This window comes from Curtobacterium sp. BH-2-1-1 (assembly GCF_001806325.1).
In the GTDB taxonomy this organism is placed as follows: Bacteria; Actinomycetota; Actinomycetes; order Actinomycetales; family Microbacteriaceae; genus Curtobacterium.
This window is the reverse complement of record NZ_CP017580.1, coordinates 3009242-3025072: the sequence shown is the minus strand read 5'-3', so window position 1 is coordinate 3025072 and position 15831 is coordinate 3009242. Positions and strand designations below refer to the sequence as shown.

At 72.7% G+C, this 15831-nt stretch carries 14 protein-coding genes; 5 read left to right on the top strand and 9 right to left on the bottom strand.

Annotated elements, in window-relative coordinates; translation table 11 throughout:
* Positions 1-126: 126 nt before the first annotated feature.
* Positions 127-1263: a 5-(carboxyamino)imidazole ribonucleotide synthase gene (locus tag BJK06_RS14455; protein WP_070418462.1), complete on the bottom strand. Its 1137-nt coding sequence runs from the start codon at positions 1261-1263 to the stop codon at positions 127-129.
* A 153-nt stretch (positions 1264-1416) separates the two neighbouring features.
* Here BJK06_RS14455 and BJK06_RS14450 point away from each other — a divergent pair, with 153 nt between their 5' ends.
* Together BJK06_RS14450 and BJK06_RS14445 are read left to right on the top strand one after the other, a co-directional pair.
* Positions 1417-1899, top strand: coding sequence for a GtrA family protein (locus tag BJK06_RS14450; RefSeq protein WP_254789528.1), 483 nt, complete (start codon positions 1417-1419; stop codon positions 1897-1899).
* Between the two features lie 52 nt (positions 1900-1951).
* Positions 1952-3499, top strand: a complete 1548-nt coding sequence (locus tag BJK06_RS14445; RefSeq protein WP_156794871.1) for a DUF2142 domain-containing protein — start codon at positions 1952-1954, stop codon at positions 3497-3499.
* Here the strand turns inward: BJK06_RS14445 and BJK06_RS14440 are convergent.
* The 4 genes from BJK06_RS14440 to BJK06_RS14425 all read right to left on the bottom strand — a co-directional run bounded on the left by BJK06_RS14440 (position 3480) and on the right by BJK06_RS14425 (position 8101).
* On the bottom strand, positions 3480-5357 hold the full coding sequence (locus BJK06_RS14440) for a hypothetical protein (protein ID WP_070418459.1): 1878 nt from the start codon (positions 5355-5357) through the stop codon (positions 3480-3482). The genes BJK06_RS14445 and BJK06_RS14440 overlap by 20 nt on opposite strands.
* A 20-nt stretch (positions 5358-5377) precedes the next feature.
* On the bottom strand, positions 5378-6685 hold the full coding sequence (locus BJK06_RS14435) for a UDP-glucose/GDP-mannose dehydrogenase family protein (RefSeq protein ID WP_070418458.1): 1308 nt from the start codon (positions 6683-6685) through the stop codon (positions 5378-5380).
* A gap of 62 nt (positions 6686-6747) precedes the next feature.
* The gene (locus BJK06_RS14430) at positions 6748-7296 is read right to left on the bottom strand and encodes a PH domain-containing protein (RefSeq protein WP_070418457.1); all 549 of its coding nucleotides are present in this window, start codon (positions 7294-7296) and stop codon (positions 6748-6750) included.
* 4 nt (positions 7297-7300) lie between these two features.
* A complete protein-coding gene (locus tag BJK06_RS14425; protein WP_083295287.1) occupies positions 7301-8101 on the bottom strand; it encodes a biotin--[acetyl-CoA-carboxylase] ligase in 801 nt (266 codons plus the stop codon).
* 73 nt (positions 8102-8174) lie between these two features.
* On the opposite strand from BJK06_RS14425, the gene BJK06_RS14420 reads away from it, so the two are divergent.
* Together BJK06_RS14420 and BJK06_RS14415 are read left to right on the top strand one after the other, a co-directional pair.
* Positions 8175-9770, top strand: coding sequence for an acyl-CoA carboxylase subunit beta (locus BJK06_RS14420; RefSeq protein WP_070418456.1), 1596 nt, complete (start codon positions 8175-8177; stop codon positions 9768-9770).
* Between the two features lie 13 nt (positions 9771-9783).
* Positions 9784-10050, top strand: coding sequence for an acyl-CoA carboxylase subunit epsilon (locus tag BJK06_RS14415; protein ID WP_083295286.1), 267 nt, complete (start codon positions 9784-9786; stop codon positions 10048-10050).
* A gap of 410 nt (positions 10051-10460) precedes the next feature.
* On the opposite strand, the gene BJK06_RS14410 is transcribed toward BJK06_RS14415, so the two are convergent.
* The 4 genes from BJK06_RS14410 to BJK06_RS14395 all read right to left on the bottom strand — a co-directional run bounded on the left by BJK06_RS14410 (position 10461) and on the right by BJK06_RS14395 (position 15001).
* Positions 10461-11510 (bottom strand): hypothetical protein, encoded by a 1050-nt coding sequence (locus tag BJK06_RS14410; RefSeq protein WP_070418455.1) that lies wholly within the window; start codon positions 11508-11510, stop codon positions 10461-10463.
* Positions 11507-12799, bottom strand: coding sequence for a sensor histidine kinase (locus BJK06_RS14405; RefSeq protein ID WP_070418454.1), 1293 nt, complete (start codon positions 12797-12799; stop codon positions 11507-11509). The genes BJK06_RS14410 and BJK06_RS14405 overlap by 4 nt, the downstream gene beginning before the upstream one ends.
* 5 nt (positions 12800-12804) lie before the next feature.
* The gene (locus BJK06_RS14400; protein ID WP_374115184.1) at positions 12805-13569 is read right to left on the bottom strand and encodes a response regulator; all 765 of its coding nucleotides are present in this window, start codon (positions 13567-13569) and stop codon (positions 12805-12807) included.
* Between the two features lie 172 nt (positions 13570-13741).
* Positions 13742-15001: a class I SAM-dependent RNA methyltransferase gene (locus BJK06_RS14395; protein WP_070418453.1), complete on the bottom strand. Its 1260-nt coding sequence runs from the start codon at positions 14999-15001 to the stop codon at positions 13742-13744.
* Positions 15002-15015: 14 nt separating this feature from the next.
* Here BJK06_RS14395 and BJK06_RS18690 point away from each other — a divergent pair, with 14 nt between their 5' ends.
* Entirely contained in the window at positions 15016-15825 is an 810-nt protein-coding gene (locus BJK06_RS18690) for a nucleoside triphosphate pyrophosphatase (RefSeq protein WP_070418452.1), read from the top strand.
* Positions 15826-15831: the final 6 nt, after the last annotated feature.

The following is a 15831-nucleotide window of genomic DNA, read 5'->3' as shown; positions in this document are numbered from 1 at the left end:
GGACCCTGTCCCGTCCATGGGAGCACGCCGACGCGCGGGGGTACACACGCCAGATCGGGTGCCACCCGAGCGGGTGTCCGCCCTTCTGCGGACCGTCCGAGCGCACCGTCCGCGCGGACCGCAGCCTCAGTCGTCGAAGTGGGCCGCTGCGGACCGGGCGCGGTACGTGACGTCGTCGAGGTCGTCGCCGATGACGGTCACGTGCCCGATCTTGCGACCCGGCCGGGGAGCCTTGCCGTAGAAGTGGTACTTGGCCTCGGGGAAGGCCTCGAGCGCACCCGGGTACCGCGCCGCGAGGTCGCCGTCCGCCGGACCGCCGAGCACGTTGATCATGACCGCGGCCGGGGCGAACGACCCGGTGGCACCGAGCGGCAGGTCGAGCACGGCACGCAGGTGCTGCTCGAACTGGCTCGTCGTGGCGCCGTCGATCGTCCAGTGACCGGTGTTGTGCGGGCGCATGGCGAGCTCGTTGATGAGGATGCGCTCGTCGTCGGTCTGGAACAGCTCCACCGCGAGCACACCCGTGACGCCGAGCTCCGTCGCGATCCGCACGGCGATGTCCTCGGCCATGTCGGCGATGCGTCCGGCGCTGTCGGGGGCGGGGGCGAAGACCTCGGCGCAGACGCCGTCGCGCTGCACGGTCTCGACGAGCGGCCAGGCGACGACCTCGCCGGAGGGGCGTCGGGCGACGGACTGGGCGAGCTCGCGGGTGAACGGCACGAGTTCCTCGACGAGGAGCGCCTGCTCGCCGCCTGCCTCGGCGACGGCGATGAACCAGTCGGCGACGTCGGCCGGGTCGGTGACCACCCGGACGCCCTTGCCGTCGTACCCGCCACGGGCGGTCTTCACGACTGCACGTCCACCGTGGTCGTCGAGGAACGCCTGCAGCTCGTCGGGGTCGTGCACGGCGGCCCAGTCCGGCACCGGCAGCCCGAGCTCGGACAGGCGCGTGCGCATGGTGATCTTGTCCTGCGCGACGGCGAGCGGCTCCGGGCCGGGGTGCACGGCGACGCCGGCGTCGACGAGGGCACGGAGGACGTCCTGCGGCACGTGCTCGTGGTCGAAGGTGACGACGTCGACGTCCCGCGCGAAGGCGAGCACGGTCGCGGCGTCGTGGTAGTCCCCCTCGGCGGTGGCCGCGATCGCGGCCGACATGCCCGGGCCCTCGGCCAGCACCCGGATGTCGAGACCGAGCTCGACCGCGGCCGGCACCATCATCCGTGCCAGCTGTCCCCCACCGATGACCCCGACGCGCAACGCCATGCTGTGTGTTCCTTCCGTCGTTCACACCGTCCGGCGAGAACGCGCTGTCTAGAATCGCTGTTCGGGTCGCCGTCCTGTGCGACCTGCGGGTCGGCCCTCGTGAGCACGACCAGCGACAACTCTACGGACCCGGGAGAGACCGTGCGGCGACTGGTGGCCCAACTGGCACGCTTCGGCGTCGTCGGCGCGGTGGGGTTCGTCGTCGACACCGGCATCTTCAACGTGCTGCGGGCGACGGTGCTCAGCCCGGACGAGGTCCACTCCGGGCCGTTCTGGGCGAAGGTCGTCTCGACGATCGTGGCCATCTTCGTCAACTGGATGGGCAACCGCTACTGGACCTTCCGCGAGCAGCGGCGGGCGGTGGCCACGCGTGAGGGCATCGAGTTCGTCGTCGTGTCGCTCGGCGGCATGGTCATCTCGCTCGGCTGCCTGGGCATCTCGCACTACGTGCTCGGGCTGACCTCGGCGTTGGCGGACAACATCTCGGGCAACGTGATCGGACTCGTGCTCGGCACGGTGTTCCGCTTCTGGCTCTACAAGGTGTGGGTGTACCACCCCGAGCGCGGACACGACCGGGCCGTACCCGCCGCCGAGACGACTGGTTCCACCGCGGGTTCCGAGGTCGTGGGCCAGTAGGCTCGACGCGCCACCGACACCGGTGGCGTCGCCGACCCCGGGAGTCCGCTCGATGCAGTCCGAACCGCACCCCGTCGTCTCGCGGAGCGAGGGGCTGTGGGTCGCCGTCCTGACGGCGGTGTTCGGGCTCTGGCTGGTGCTCTGGGCGATCGTCGTGCCGGCGTTCCAGGCACCGGACGAGCCCGCGCACCTCGACGCCGCCGTGCACGTCGCCACCGGTTCCGGTTGGCCGGCACCCGGGACGTTGCACGTGTCGAACGCCGTGCAGGCCGCGCAACGGGAACAGGTCGCCGGGGACTCCTCGACGTGGTCGACCGTGAGCGAGCTGCTCGCGGCGCACCCCGGCGACTCCACGACGGTCGACCAGATGACGCAGCACCCGCCGACGGCCTACGTGGTGGACGCCGTCGTGCTCCGCGTGCTGCACTACGGCTCGCTCCGCTGGGACCACGCCCTCGTCGCGCTCCGGCTCGTGGACGCGCTGCTCGTGACGCCGCTCGCGCTCCTGGCGTGGGCTTCGGTCCGGCGGGTCACCCGGTCGCCGCTGGCGGGCCTGATGGGCGCACTCGCGCTGTTCGCGACGCCGCAGCTGGCGTCGATCGGGGCCTCCGTGACGAACGACGCCCTGACGTTCCTGCTCGGCGGCGTCGTGGTGTGGCTCGCGACGCGGCTCCTCACCGGGGACCTGCGGCGCCGGACGCTGGTCTGGCTCGGGGTCGCGCTCGGACTGCTCGTCTGGACGAAGGGCACGGGGCTGCCGGCGGTGCCGTTCGTCGCGGTCGTGGCCCTCGTCGCCGGTGCGGGTGTCGTCCCGCTCCGCCGTCGCGTCCTCCGCGCCGCCGTCGCCCTCGGCGTGGCCGCGGTGATCGGCGCCTGGTGGTGGCTGCGCAACCTCTGGCTGTTCCGCACCCTGCAGCCGGACGGCTACGCCGCGATCCGACCCGACCGCCCGTTCCCCGACGGCCAGGGGCCCTCGGTGTGGCACTTCCTCGACGTCAGCTGGGGCACCCTCGCCCGGACCTTCTGGGGCTCCCCGGGGCAGCGCGCGCAGGTGAGCATCGGCGACCTCCTCACGGCGGTCCTGACGCTCGTCGCGCTCGTCGTGCTCGTCGGCTGGGCGTTCCGCCGTGGCCGGACCCGGCGCACCGCCTGGACACTCGCGGTGTTCCCCGCGCTCCTGCTGCTCCTGCAGACCGCGAGCAGCGCGAAGGCCTACCTCGACACGACCGAGGTCGCGGGTACGCAGGGCCGCTACCTGTTCCCGGCGCTGCTCTGCCTCGTCGTGCTGAGCGCCGTGGCGTGGCGGCGGCTGCCCCTGCCCGGGCGCGGGACGGCCGTGCTGCCCCGGGTACTGGCCGTGGCGCTGCCGGCCATCGGGCTCTGGGGCCTCGCGGTCGCCGCCGGGTGGTTCTGGAACGCCGCGAGCGGACCGCTCTCGGCCGCGAGCATCGCCCGCTACGAGTCGTGGGGCCCGGTGCCGTTCGCCGTGGTCGCTGTCGTCGCGGTGCTCGTCGCGGTCGGGCTGACCGGCGGCGTGCTGCGGGTGTGGGTCACCCCGACCCGCAGCACGCCGACCGAGGTCAGTTCCCCGACACCTTGACGACGTCGACCCGGCAGGCCTGGACCGGCGCGGACCGGATGTCCTGGCACGTCTGCTGGACGGTGAAGCTGTCCTCGAGCGTGCCGATCGCCGAGTAGTCCCGGTCCTTCGGGATGAGGGCGTTCGTGTAGTTCAGGAAGTACTGCACGCCCGACTTCTTGAGCAGTGCGACGAACGACGGGTCCTGGTAGTCGTACTCCTGACCCGGTTCGCCGTACATCTGCGTGCCGGTGCGGAACGCGACGAGCGTGGCGTCCCGGGTGTTCGTCCCGAGGATCGTGCTGCCGGCGGGCAGCGTGTGGTTGGCCAGCAGCAGGTCCGAGAGCGGTTCATCCGGGGTGATGACCCCGCCGAACACCTGCCCGACCGGGATGCCCGACGGGCGCGTGCCCATCGTCGAGAAGGGCGCCTTCACGCCGTTGACGTTCTGGCTGTACGCGGCGACGACCAGGACGGCGCACGCGGCCACGGCGACGACCTGCCGCACACGACGTCCCCGACGAGCCGCGCGCCAGAACGCGGGCAGGAGCGCCCCGGCGATCAGGACCGACCCGATGAAGAGCGGGAGGTAGTAGCGCGCGTTGCCGCCCTGTGTGTCCACCGTCGCGATCCCCGCGTAGCCGAGCAGGTACACCCCGGAGAAGATGCCGACGATGCTCGCGAAGACGAACCGGCGGTAGTGCACGACGCCCGCCACGACCGCGCCGACGAAGACGACGCCGATCGCGAGCGCGAACGGTGCGAACGACCCGATGCGGTTGAAGTAGTAGGGCAATGCCTCGAGTCGCTGCTCGACGTAGTACCGCACCTTGCCGACGAGGGTCGTGGTGTGGCTCTCGGTCGGAGCGGCCTCGGCGCCCGGCTGCGGCACCGCTGGAAGCGTGCGCTCGGCCTCGAGGATCCCGGCGTCGTAGATCGACGGCGTGCGGTCCTCGTTCGGCGACACCGCGCGGGCGTTCGGCGGCGTCGCGATGCGGTACTCGTCGCCGTCGGTGCTCGACGTGTCGCTGAACTTGCCCGAGACGTTCACGGTCAGCGACGAGCCGACCTCGATGCCGCCGAACTTCACCGACAGGGCGATGACCCACGGCGCGGAGACGAGGACCACGGCGACGAGGGCGACGACGGGCAGCAGGACGGACCGGCGCTCACGGGCCTCGGGGCGGTCCTGGAACCAGCGGACGACCGCCCACACCGGCACCACCACGAGGAACACCGGGACGAGGAACGCCTTCGTGAAGTACCCGAACGCGCACACGGCGCCGAGCAGCACCGCGGTGAGCACGATCCGTCGCACCGAGCCGTGCCAGGCGCGGTCGGCCGCGAGCAGGGCCCAGAGGAACCCGAGGCACCACACGAGCACGAGGGTGTCCGGGGTCTGCAGGCTGACGTTCGCCATCAGGAGCGGTGCCGTCGCGGCGATCGACCACGCGGCGGTCCAGCCGTTGCCGGTCGTCCGGAGCAGCAGCCACGCCCCCATCGCCATCACGGCGACGCAGGACAGCGTGTTCACGATCGCGAAGGCCGTGGTCTGCCCGACGCCGACGGCGATGAACGGCGCCATCAGCCAGGACACCATCGGCGACCAGTAGCCGTTCACGGCGTCCGCCCAGTGCCACTCGGCGTACTGCTTCGCGATCGACATGTACGAGATGCCGTCGATGTTCGTCATCTCGAGCCGCGTGCGGAACGCGATCACGGCGACGAGCAGCGAGGCGACGAGGAGCAGTGCACCGTTCGCGAGCAGGGACACCCGCGACGGGCGCCGTCCCTCGTGGAAGGCCCCGAAGCGGCGTCGGTGCTCCACGGGAGCGTCGACGACCGGGTCCTCGGTCGTCACGGCGTCGTCGATCGTCATGCTGCTCCCCCGCGCGGTGTTCAGCGGCCCATGCCGCGGTAGGTGAAGCCGGCAGCCGTCCAGGCGTCGCGGTCGAGGCAGTTGCGCCCGTCGATCACGACGGGCGTCGCCACGAGCGAGGCGGCCACGGCCGGGTCGAGCTCGCGGAACTCGGTCCACTCGGTGAGGACGAGCACGAGGTCGGCGTCACGCAGGGCATCGGTCGCGCTCTCGGTGTAGTCGAGCTCGGGGTGCACGCGGCGCGCCGTGACGACGGCTTCCGGGTCGTACGCGGCGACCGAGGCACCGAGACCCAGCAGCCGGGCGGCGATGTCGAGCGCCGGCGAGTCGCGGACGTCGTCGGAGTTCGGCTTGAAGGCCAGGCCGAGCACGGCGACGCGCTTGCCCGCGACGGCCCCGCCGAGGAGCTCCTGCGCGAGCTCGACGACGTGCGCGCGACGACGGAGGTTCGTGGCGTCGACGTCGGCCAGGAACGCCAGGGACTCCCCGACACCGAGCTCGTCCGCCCGCGCCTGGAACGCCCGGATGTCCTTCGGCAGGCACCCGCCGCCGAAGCCGAGGCCGGCGTTGAGGAACTTGCGGCCGATGCGGGCGTCGTGGCCGATCGCGTCGGCGAGCGCCGTGACGTCGGCACCGGCGACTTCGGCGATCTCCGCCATCGAGTTGATGAACGAGATCTTCGTCGCGAGGAACGCGTTCGCGCTGATCTTCACGAGCTCGGCCGTGGGCAGGTTGACCACGAGCCGGGGCGTGCCGCTCGCCAGGGCCTCGGCGTAGACCTCGTCGAGGGCCTCGACCGCGGCCTGTCCGGCGTCGCCGTCGGGCACGCCGTAGACGAAGCGGTCCGGGCTGATCGTGTCCTGCACCGCGAAGCCCTCGCGGAGGAACTCGGGGTTCCAGACGAGCGTCGCACCGGGGACCGCCTCGGACACCTCGGCTGCGAGGCGCGCAGCCGTGCCGACGGGGACCGTCGACTTGCCGACGACGAACTCGCCGGCGGCGAGGTGCGGCGTGAGCGCGGCGACGGCGGCGTCGACGTACGTGAGGTCCGCGGCGCCGGTCGGCCCCTGCGGCGTGCCGACGGCGAGGAAGTGCACGCGCGCACCGGCGACCTCGGCCATGTCGGTGGTGAAGCGGATGCGGCCGGAGGCCAGCGCCTCGCTCAGGATCTCGGGGAGACCGGGCTCGAAGAAGGGAGCCTCACCCGCGGCGAGCCGCTCGATCTTGACCGGGTCGACGTCGACTGCGACGACTTCGTGCCCGAGCTTGGCCATGGAGGCGGCGTGCACGGCACCGAGGTAACCGCAGCCGATGACAGAGATACGCACGGGAAGACGGTACCGGAACCTCGGCGCAGTTCTGGTCCGCACCGCCCGCTGTCGAGACATCGTCAGGGTCTGACGTCGCCCCATCGCGGTCGATCCGCCCCGCCGACGATCTCGTCCCAGTCGGGTTCGCGGTGCCGTCGCCGGGCCTCGTGCGCTTCGACGAGGTCGTGCAGGACCGCCACGACGAGGTCCGCGTGCGGCACGTCGCCGAGCACCAGGGCCGGCTCGTCGCCGGGGAACACGAGGACGTCGCCGGACCGGAACACCCCCTGCAGGCCGCGCCGACGCACCGTCACGTCGTAGCCCCGCGAGTGCAGCAGCTCCCGCCGGGTGCGCGTGCCGAGTCCGTGCACGACGACGAGGCGCCTGGTGGTCACCACGTAGCGCTCCGACATCCAGCGGAACAGCGGCATCGCGCCGCCGAGGAACACGAGGAGCACCACAAGACCGGCGACGACGGCGTTCAGCCAGGCGAGCTGCGCCCGGAACACCCCGAAGCCGAACCCGCCGGCGAGCATGACGAGCACCACGAACACCGCGGGGCGCACGAGCCGGCGAGCGTGCGGGCGCAGCCGCGCGACCACGCGTTCGGGCGGCGGCTCGTCGGTCATGCCGTCATGCATACCGCAGGTGGGTGACGTCCCCCACGGCGACGCCCCTGGAGACGCCCGCTCGATCCCGGATCGTGATCCGGCCGTCGTCGTCGATGCCGGTCGCGTCCCCCTCCGAGGTGGTGTCGTCCGGCAGCTCGAGGCGCACCCGCTGCCCGATCGTGCCGCAGGCCGACCGGACGTGGGACCGGACCCCGTCCGCGGCCGCACCGCCGGCGACCAGGGCGACCACGGCCTCCTGGACCGCGCGGAGGAACGCGGACAGCACACGGTCGGCGAGGTCCGGTGCCGAGCCCGTCGCACCGGCGACCGCGAGCGAGGTCGCCGTCGGCGTCGGCAGCCGGTCGGCGGGGATGGTCAGGTTCACGCCGGCGCCGACGACGACGCTGCCGTCGGCGGCGACCTGGCAGAGGATGCCGCAGACCTTGCGGCCGTCGACCTGGACGTCGTTGGGCCACTTCACCGCGACACGCTCCGGACCGTGCAGCACGGCGACGATCGCGTCGCGCATCGCGGCGCCGGCGACGAGCGGCAGCCACCCGCGGTCGCGGTCGTCGAGGTCCGCGCGGACGAGCACGCTCGCCGCGAGCGTCTGGCCGGCGGGTGCCGACCAGGTCCGGTCGAGGCGGCCGCGACCCGCGGTCTGGTCGAGCGTCGCCACGACGCTGCCGTGCGGCTGCGTCGTCGCGAGGGCGAGCAGGTCGGCGTTCGTCGACCCGGTCGTCACCGGCTCGGTGAGCACCGCGCCCGCGGCCTCGACGACGGTTCGGCTCAGCGGGAACGTCGACGACGCAGGTGTGGACATGCAGCAAATCTACGGGCAGGAACCGTGGGGGTCCTCCAACCGACCCCGCCGTCGCCGCCGGTAGGGTGAGCGGGTGACCCCAGGAGACACCCCCGATCTCTCGACGACGGCCGGCCGGCTCGCCGACCTCCGCGAGCGGTACCACGAAGCAGTGACCGCCGCGGGCGAGGCCGCCATCGCGAAGCAGCACGCCAAGGGCAAGACCACGGCGCGCGAACGCATCGAGCAGCTGCTCGACGAGAACTCCTTCGTGGAGCTCGACGAGTTCGTCCGCCACCGCACCCACGCCTTCGGCATGGAGTCGAAGCGGCCCTACGGCGACGCGGTCGTCACCGGCTTCGGCACCATCCACGGCCGCAACGTCGCCGTGTACGCGCAGGACTTCACCGTCTTCGGCGGCTCCCTCGGCGAGGTCGCCGGCGAGAAGATCATCAAGGTGATGGAGCACGCGCTGAAGACCGGCGTGCCGATCATCGGCATCCTCGACTCCGGCGGCGCCCGCATCCAGGAAGGAGTCGTCGCCCTCGGCAAGTACGGCGAGATCTTCCGCCTCAACACCCAGGCCTCCGGCGTCATCCCGCAGATCTCGATCGTGATGGGCCCGGCAGCGGGCGGTGCGGTGTACTCCCCCGCCCTCACGGACTTCGTGATCATGGTCGACAAGACCAGCCACATGTTCGTCACCGGCCCCGACGTCATCAAGACCGTCACCGGCGAGGACGTCGGCTTCGAGGAGCTCGGCGGCGCGCAGACGCACAACGCGATCTCCGGCGTCGCCCACTACCTCGCCGAGGACGAGTCCGACGCGCTCGACTACGCCCGCTCGCTCATCGGCTTCCTGCCGGACAACAACCTGTCCGACGCGCCGGCCTACGACGTCGCGCCCGAGCTCGAGACGACTGACGCCGACCGCGAGCTCGACGTGGTCATCCCGGACTCCACGAACCAGCCGTACGACGTGACGACGATCATCGAGCACATCGTCGACGACGGCGAGTTCCTCGAGGTCCAGCCGCTCTTCGCGCCGAACATCCTCATCGGCTTCGGTCGGGTCGAGGGCCGCACGGTCGGCATCATCGCGAACCAGCCGCAGGCGATGGCCGGCACGCTGAACATCGACGCCGGCGAGAAGGCCGCGCGCTTCGTCCGGTTCTGCGACGCGTTCGGCATCCCGATCCTCACCCTCGTCGACGTGCCCGGCTACCTGCCCGGCACCGACCAGGAGTGGACCGGTGTCATCCGCCGCGGCGCCAAGCTCCTGTACGCCTACGCCGAGGCCACCGTGCCGCTCGTCACCGTCATCACCCGCAAGGCGTACGGCGGCGCGTACATCGTCATGGGCTCGAAGCAGCTCGGTGCCGACATCAACCTCGCGTGGCCGACCGCCGAGATCGCCGTGATGGGTGGCCAGGGCGCCGTCAACATCCTGTACCGCGCCGAGATCAAGCGCGCCGAGGAGTCCGGCGAGGACGTCGCGGCCGTCCGTGCGAAGCTCGCGAACGAGTACACGTACAACGTCGCGTCCCCGTACCTCGCCGCCGAGCGCGGCGAGCTCGACGGGATCATCCAGCCGCACGCGACGCGCGTCTCGGTCGTCAAGGCGCTGCGGGCCCTCCGTGGCAAGCGCGCGACGCTGCCGCCCAAGAAGCACGGGAACATCCCGCTGTGACGGGCGCACGCTGATGGGCCGCCACGCAGCAGTGGTCCCCGCGGTCCCCGTCGAGCAGGCGGTCGCGGCCGCCGCCGACGTCCGTGTCGTCTCCGGTGAGCCCACGCCGGAGGAGCTCGCCGCCGTCATCGCCGTCCTGCAGCGTCAGGCGGACGAGGCAGCGTCGCTCGGTCGTCCCGAGGTCACCGTGTCGCCGCGCTCGGGGTGGGACGTGTCCGCCCGGGGTCTCCGCCGACCGCTCGAGCACGGTGCCGGCGCCTGGGGCCGATCGCTCCGCTGAGCCGCTCCGGGGGCTTGCGCGTGCCGCACGGTGCGGGCGACCATGTACCCCTGGGTACCGGGCGGTCTCGGTGCCCCGACCGCGGGATTCCCGGTCGGTCTCCCCGCAGACGGGGGACAGCAGGGGCCGAGGGCGGCGGAAATGGCCGATTTTGTCCCCCATAATGACGACTGACAGAGCGTTCGGCTGCGGGCATAGTAGTTCGTGTTCGGTGTCCTTCAACGAAGAACATCGCAGGTCGGTGGCCGACTAGGGTACGAAGCCACCTACCAGCTACGAGTCAGGGCGATATTCGGGTTGTCGCTCAGACTCGGGTCGTGAACGGGCCGGTCGGTATCCGACCGGCCCGTTCCCCGTTTCCGGGCGCTGGAGTCCGCGCGGGCGCCGACGACGTCCGGTGTCGGCCCGCCTCAGACGGTCTCGTGCCGCGGGATCTCGAGCCACACGACGACCGACTCGTCCTCGTCGCCGTCCTCGTCGTCCATCCCCGCCCCGAGCGCCGCCGACTCGCTCGCCGCGAGATCGAGCCGCAGCCCCACGACGGTCACGGCGGACTCGGACCCCTCGGGGACGGTCCGGATGATCACGTTGTCGGCCTCCCGCGCCTGGCGCAGTGCCTCGGCGATGCGGGCGTGCACCCGGCGCAGGTCGTCGATCTCGAGGTCGTCGAGACCGCCGTCGTCGTGCAGCTGCACCGTGGCGCCACGACGACGGAGGCGCATGACCTCGTCGCGGACGTCCTCCGACAGCAGCGACCGGCCCCGGATCTCGTCGCGGATGGCCTGTTCGAGGTGCAGGCACTCGGCACGCTCGGCGTCGTCCAGGTCACCACCGGTCTCGATGATCCGCTGCAGCATCGGCAGCGCCATGCGCGTCGTCTGGCTGAGCCGGAACTGCCGCTCGAAGACGTGGGCGTCCTGCGCCGCCTGCCAGTCGGCGGTCTCCTGCTCGGCGCGGACGAAGTCGCGCGTGACACGGGTGGCCCGACTCATCGCGGCCGTGAGGCCGGTGGCGATCACGACCCACACCACACTGCCGAGCACGCCGAGCGAGCCGAGCGCCCCGAGTCCGGCCCAGGCGACGGCGTGCACGGTGAGGAACCCGACACCGACCCAGGCGAACGCGACGCGCGCACGCACGACGAGGACGACCATCAGTGTGCCGACCGCGGCGATCCACCACGTGCCGTTCCCCGGGCCGGCGGTCAGGTCGACCGTGGGCGAGGCGACGACGGGCAGCACCACGGCCGTCGCGAGCGCGAAGCACGTCGCCCAGACCGGGAGCGGCCGGCCGGGCACGAACACCGCGACACCGGTCGCCGCAGCGTAGAGGACCATGCACGCGACGACCGGCCCGATCTGGGCGGCTCCGGGGAGCGTCGTCGCCGCGAGGACGAGGTGGTAGACGGAGAAGAGCGTCGCGAGCCCGATCGCGACCCCGGCCGGGAGTGAGGCCTTCACCGGTGCTCCCCCGCCGCCGGCGCCCAGTCGAGCAGCACACGGGTGCCCGCCCCCGGCGCGGTGACGATCTCGGCGGTGCCCCCGGCGGCGACCACCCGCTCCACGATCGAACGGCGGACGCCGAGTCGTTCGGCGGGGATCCCCGCGATGTCGAAGCCGGCACCGTCGTCCCCGACCTCGACGTGGACGCCGGCGCCGAGCTGCTCGACGACGATCCACCGGTCGACCTCGGCCGGACCGGCGTGCTGCACGCTGTTCACCGCTGCCTGGACGGCCGCCGAGGCGACGGCGTCCGCGACGATCGCGGGCACCCGGATCGACCCGACGTGCCCACGGTCGACCCGCACCGGCGCCGCGAGCGCACCGACGGCGTCGGAGATGCGGGTCCGCAGGTCCACGAGGGAGACCGGGGGTGCGTCCCCTGGGCCGTCCGCCGCCGCGGCCTCGAGGTGGTCGATGGCGTTCCTGGCCATCCGCGCGGCGAGCATCTCGGCGTCGCGGGTGTCGGCCCGGGCGGCGGAGAGGAGCGTCGTGAGCACGCTGTCGTGGACGATCGCGTCGACCTGGACCCGCTCGACCTCGGTGGCGTGCTCGCGGATCGCGTGCGAGTACCGCCGGACGGCCGTGGCCTGTGCGGCGTCGACGGCTGCTGCTGCACGGCGGAGCACGATCACGATGATGAGGGCGGCCCCGCTGAGGATCGCCGTGTAGAAGCCGTTGAGCAACGCCCCGACACCCGCGTCGCCGCCCAGCGGGGTGAACCGGATGGCCACGTACACGGCCGGCACGAGCGCGGTGTAGACGGACGCCCGCCACGGGGCGAAACCCATCGCGGCCGCGGTCGACCCCACGGTGCAGAGCCACCAGGGCCACGGTGCCTGGTCGGACGGGATCGGCTCCTGCACGGTCAACGGCCAGGTGACGAGGGCGACGAGGAACACCAGGGCGCACACGATCTGCGCGATCTGCGCCAGGCGCCTCGCGAAGACGGACGCCCCGACGAAGAGGAACGACGCGGCGAGCGCCAACGCGACGACCGGACCCCACACCGGGTCGAGGTACGGCAGCTGCGACAGCACCGCGGGCACGGTCGTCGCGCCGAAGCCGAGTGCGGCCACGGCGAGGAGGATCGCGAACGCGCGCTCGACGGACGCCTGGGTGATGGACGCGCGGACGCTCCGCGCGGGATCGGCCCCGAACGGCGCGGGTTCGATCCGCCCGGCCGCGGTCCGGGCGGCCCCGGCCCCGGCCCCGGCCCCGGCCCCGGGTGCAGCGTCAGCCGCCGTCATGCTGCTCAGCGGCCGTCGCCGTCGGGGTCGATGCCCGAGTCGAGCCCCGGCAGGATGCCGTCCTCGACCGCACGGCGCAGGAGGTCGACCTTCGTCGGTGCCGGTCGACCGACCTCGACGTACTTCACACGGATGCGGTCGAGGTACTCGCGGGCGGTGGAGTAGCCGATGCCGAGCTGCTGCGCGGCGAGCTTGAGCGGCAGGCCCGAGGCGTAGAGGTGCAGGATCTCGCGCTCGCGGCGTCCGAGCTGCGCCTTCGCGAAGTCCCGGTCGGCGTCGATCGCGCTGGCCCACTCGAGGTTGTTGAGCACGTCCCCGCGGGCGACGGTGGCGACGGCGGCCATCACGGTCTTGGTCGCCGAGGACTTCGGGATGACGCCGGCCGCCCCTGCGGCCAGTGCCTCGCGGACGTTCGCGACGCGGTCGGCGATCGAGTGCACGAGCACGGCGGAACCGGTGCCCTGCACACCCTTCACGTTCGCGGTCACGGTCGAGCCGTCGCCGAGGGACAGGTCGAGGACGACGACGTCGACCTCACGCCCACCGAGGTTCTCGATGTACTCGGGCACGCTCGCGGCGGTCAGCACCACCTCGAACCCCTCGTTCTGGCAGGCTGCCTGGATCCCGAGCCGCACGGACTCGTGGTCGTCGACGATCGCGACACGGACGGGCTTGGTCGCCAGTCCGGTCGTTCCGGTTGTGGTCGTGTCTGTTGCCACGGTGGCCTCTCTGGTCGATGCGCTCCCCGGCCCCTGAAACCGGTTCGCCATCAACGACCAAGGATACCCAGGTCGGACTCAGGCAGCGGCGCGACGCGGTCGTGACACGGCCGGTCGTCGTGCGCTCGGACACGCGTCGCGCAAATCGGCCAGGTCGGCGCGGCGCCCGCGCGACCGCCGTCGAGCGCGCGGCCGCCGCCCTGGAGGCGACCCGCGATCGACGTCAGGCGACGGGCACCAGGCGCGCCACGGCCTCGAGGTGGTGGGTGTGCGGGAAGAGGTCGAAGGCGCGCAGTGCCTCCAGGCGGTACCCGAGGTCCGCGAACGTCGCGACGTCGCGCGCCAACGCGACCGGGTCGCAGGCGACGTAGACGACCTGCGCCGGCTGGAGGGCCGCGATCTGCACGACGACCTCGCGCCCGGCACCTGAGCGCGGCGGGTCGAGCACGATCGTCCCGGCGCGGTGGCGCTGCCGCTCGCCGGCGGACAGGGTCGAGACGGTGCGCTGCAGCCAGCGGTCGACGCGGCCGGTCTCGGCGCGGGCGCCGATCCACTCGGAGAGGTTCTCCTGCGCGTGCTCGGTGGCACGCTCCGAGCTCTCGACGCTGGTGAGCTTGGCGCGCGGCCCGACGAGGTCGCCGAGCGCGGCGCCGAGCAGGCCGACACCGCCGTAGAGGTCGAGGTGCTGCCCCTCGGGGTCGAGCCGGTCGCGGTCGACGAGGTCCTGCACGGCCGCGGTCAGCACGGCCGGAGCCGCACGGTGGACCTGCCAGAAGCCGTTGTCGTCGACCGAGAACGAACGCTCCCCCACGACCTCGGTCACGACGGTCGGCTTCTGCTCGTCGATCACGAGTCGCGCACCCTCGGAGCCGCTCGGCGCGAGGACGTCGACGACGGACGCGCCGGGCATCGCGCCGCGGCCGAGCGGCGCGCTCTCCTGCACGACCCGGCTCGCGAGCGGGAGGGACGCGACGGGCACGACGGTGTGCGACCGGGCCGCGAAGGGGCCGGCGGTGCCGTCCTCGTCGACGTGCAGGCGGACGCGGGTGCGCCAGCCGGTGCCGTTCGACTCGTCGTCGCCGGGGGCTGCCTCGACCACGACGTCGTGGCCGAGCACGGCAGCGAGGTCCGTGCGGGCGAAGCGCGCGAAGGAGTCGACGAGGACGTCGTGCTTCAGCGTGCGCTGGTGGCCGAGGGCGATGTGCCCGAACTCGGCACCGCCGGCGCGGACGGCCGGGTCGCGGTCGAGGGCGGCCTCGGGCCAGACGTGGTCGACGCGGTGTTCGCTCGGCGTCTCGACCGACACGGTGTCGGCACGCCAGAACGACTTCTTCCGGTCCTCGGTCACGCGGGCGGTCACCCGTTCGCCGGGGATCGCGTCCGACACGAAGACCACCCGCCCCTCGTGCCGTGCCACCGAGATGCCGCCGTGGGCGATCCCGGTGACGTCGAGGTCGAGCAGCGTTCCGACGGATTCACCCATGGTTCGATGTTCCCATGCGTCTGTACCTCGCGAGTACCTCCCCCGCCCGCCGCGCCCTCCTCGCCCAGACCGGGATCGAGCCGGTGCTCGTCGCGCCGGGGGTCGACGAGGACGCCGCGGTCGCCGCGGCCGCCGCGTCGCTCGGACGCGACCTGACCGGGCCGGAGCTGGTGGCGATGCTCGCGGTCGCCAAGGCCTCGGCCGTCGCGGACGCCCCGGTCGACGGCTCCCCGGTCGACGGCTTCGTGTTCGGCGGGGACTCCGCGTTCGAGGTCGACGGCGTGCTGTACGGCAAGCCCCACGACCCGGAGGTCGCGCGGGAGCGGTGGCGGCAGATGCTCGCCGCCGGCGGCGGCACGCTCTGGAGCGGGCACTGCGTCGTGGACCGGCGCCGCGCCGCGGACGCACCCGACGCCCTGGACGCGCCCGATCCGGGGCCTGGAGGCGCTGGTCGGGCCGGCACCGTGCCTCCCGTCCGTACCGTGGACGCGTCGGGCGGCGGGCCGCTGGGCGCTGCTGCCTTCGTCGCGGGCGTCGCGCCCGGCGGGTCGGCGATGGTCGCCGACGGCGACCAGGTGGTGGCGGTCGACAGCGCCGTGCTCACCTTCGCCGACGACATGTCGCCCGCGGAGATCGACGCGTACGTCGCCACCGGCGAACCGCTCGAGGTCGCCGGGGCGTTCACCATCGACGGTCGGGCCGCCGCCTACATCACCCGGATCGACGGCGCACCGTCCGCCGTGGTCGGGCTCTCGCTCCCGGTGCTGCGCTCGATGCTGCTGCGGGGGTTCGGCATCGCGTGGCACGACCTCTGGGCACTGTAGACATCC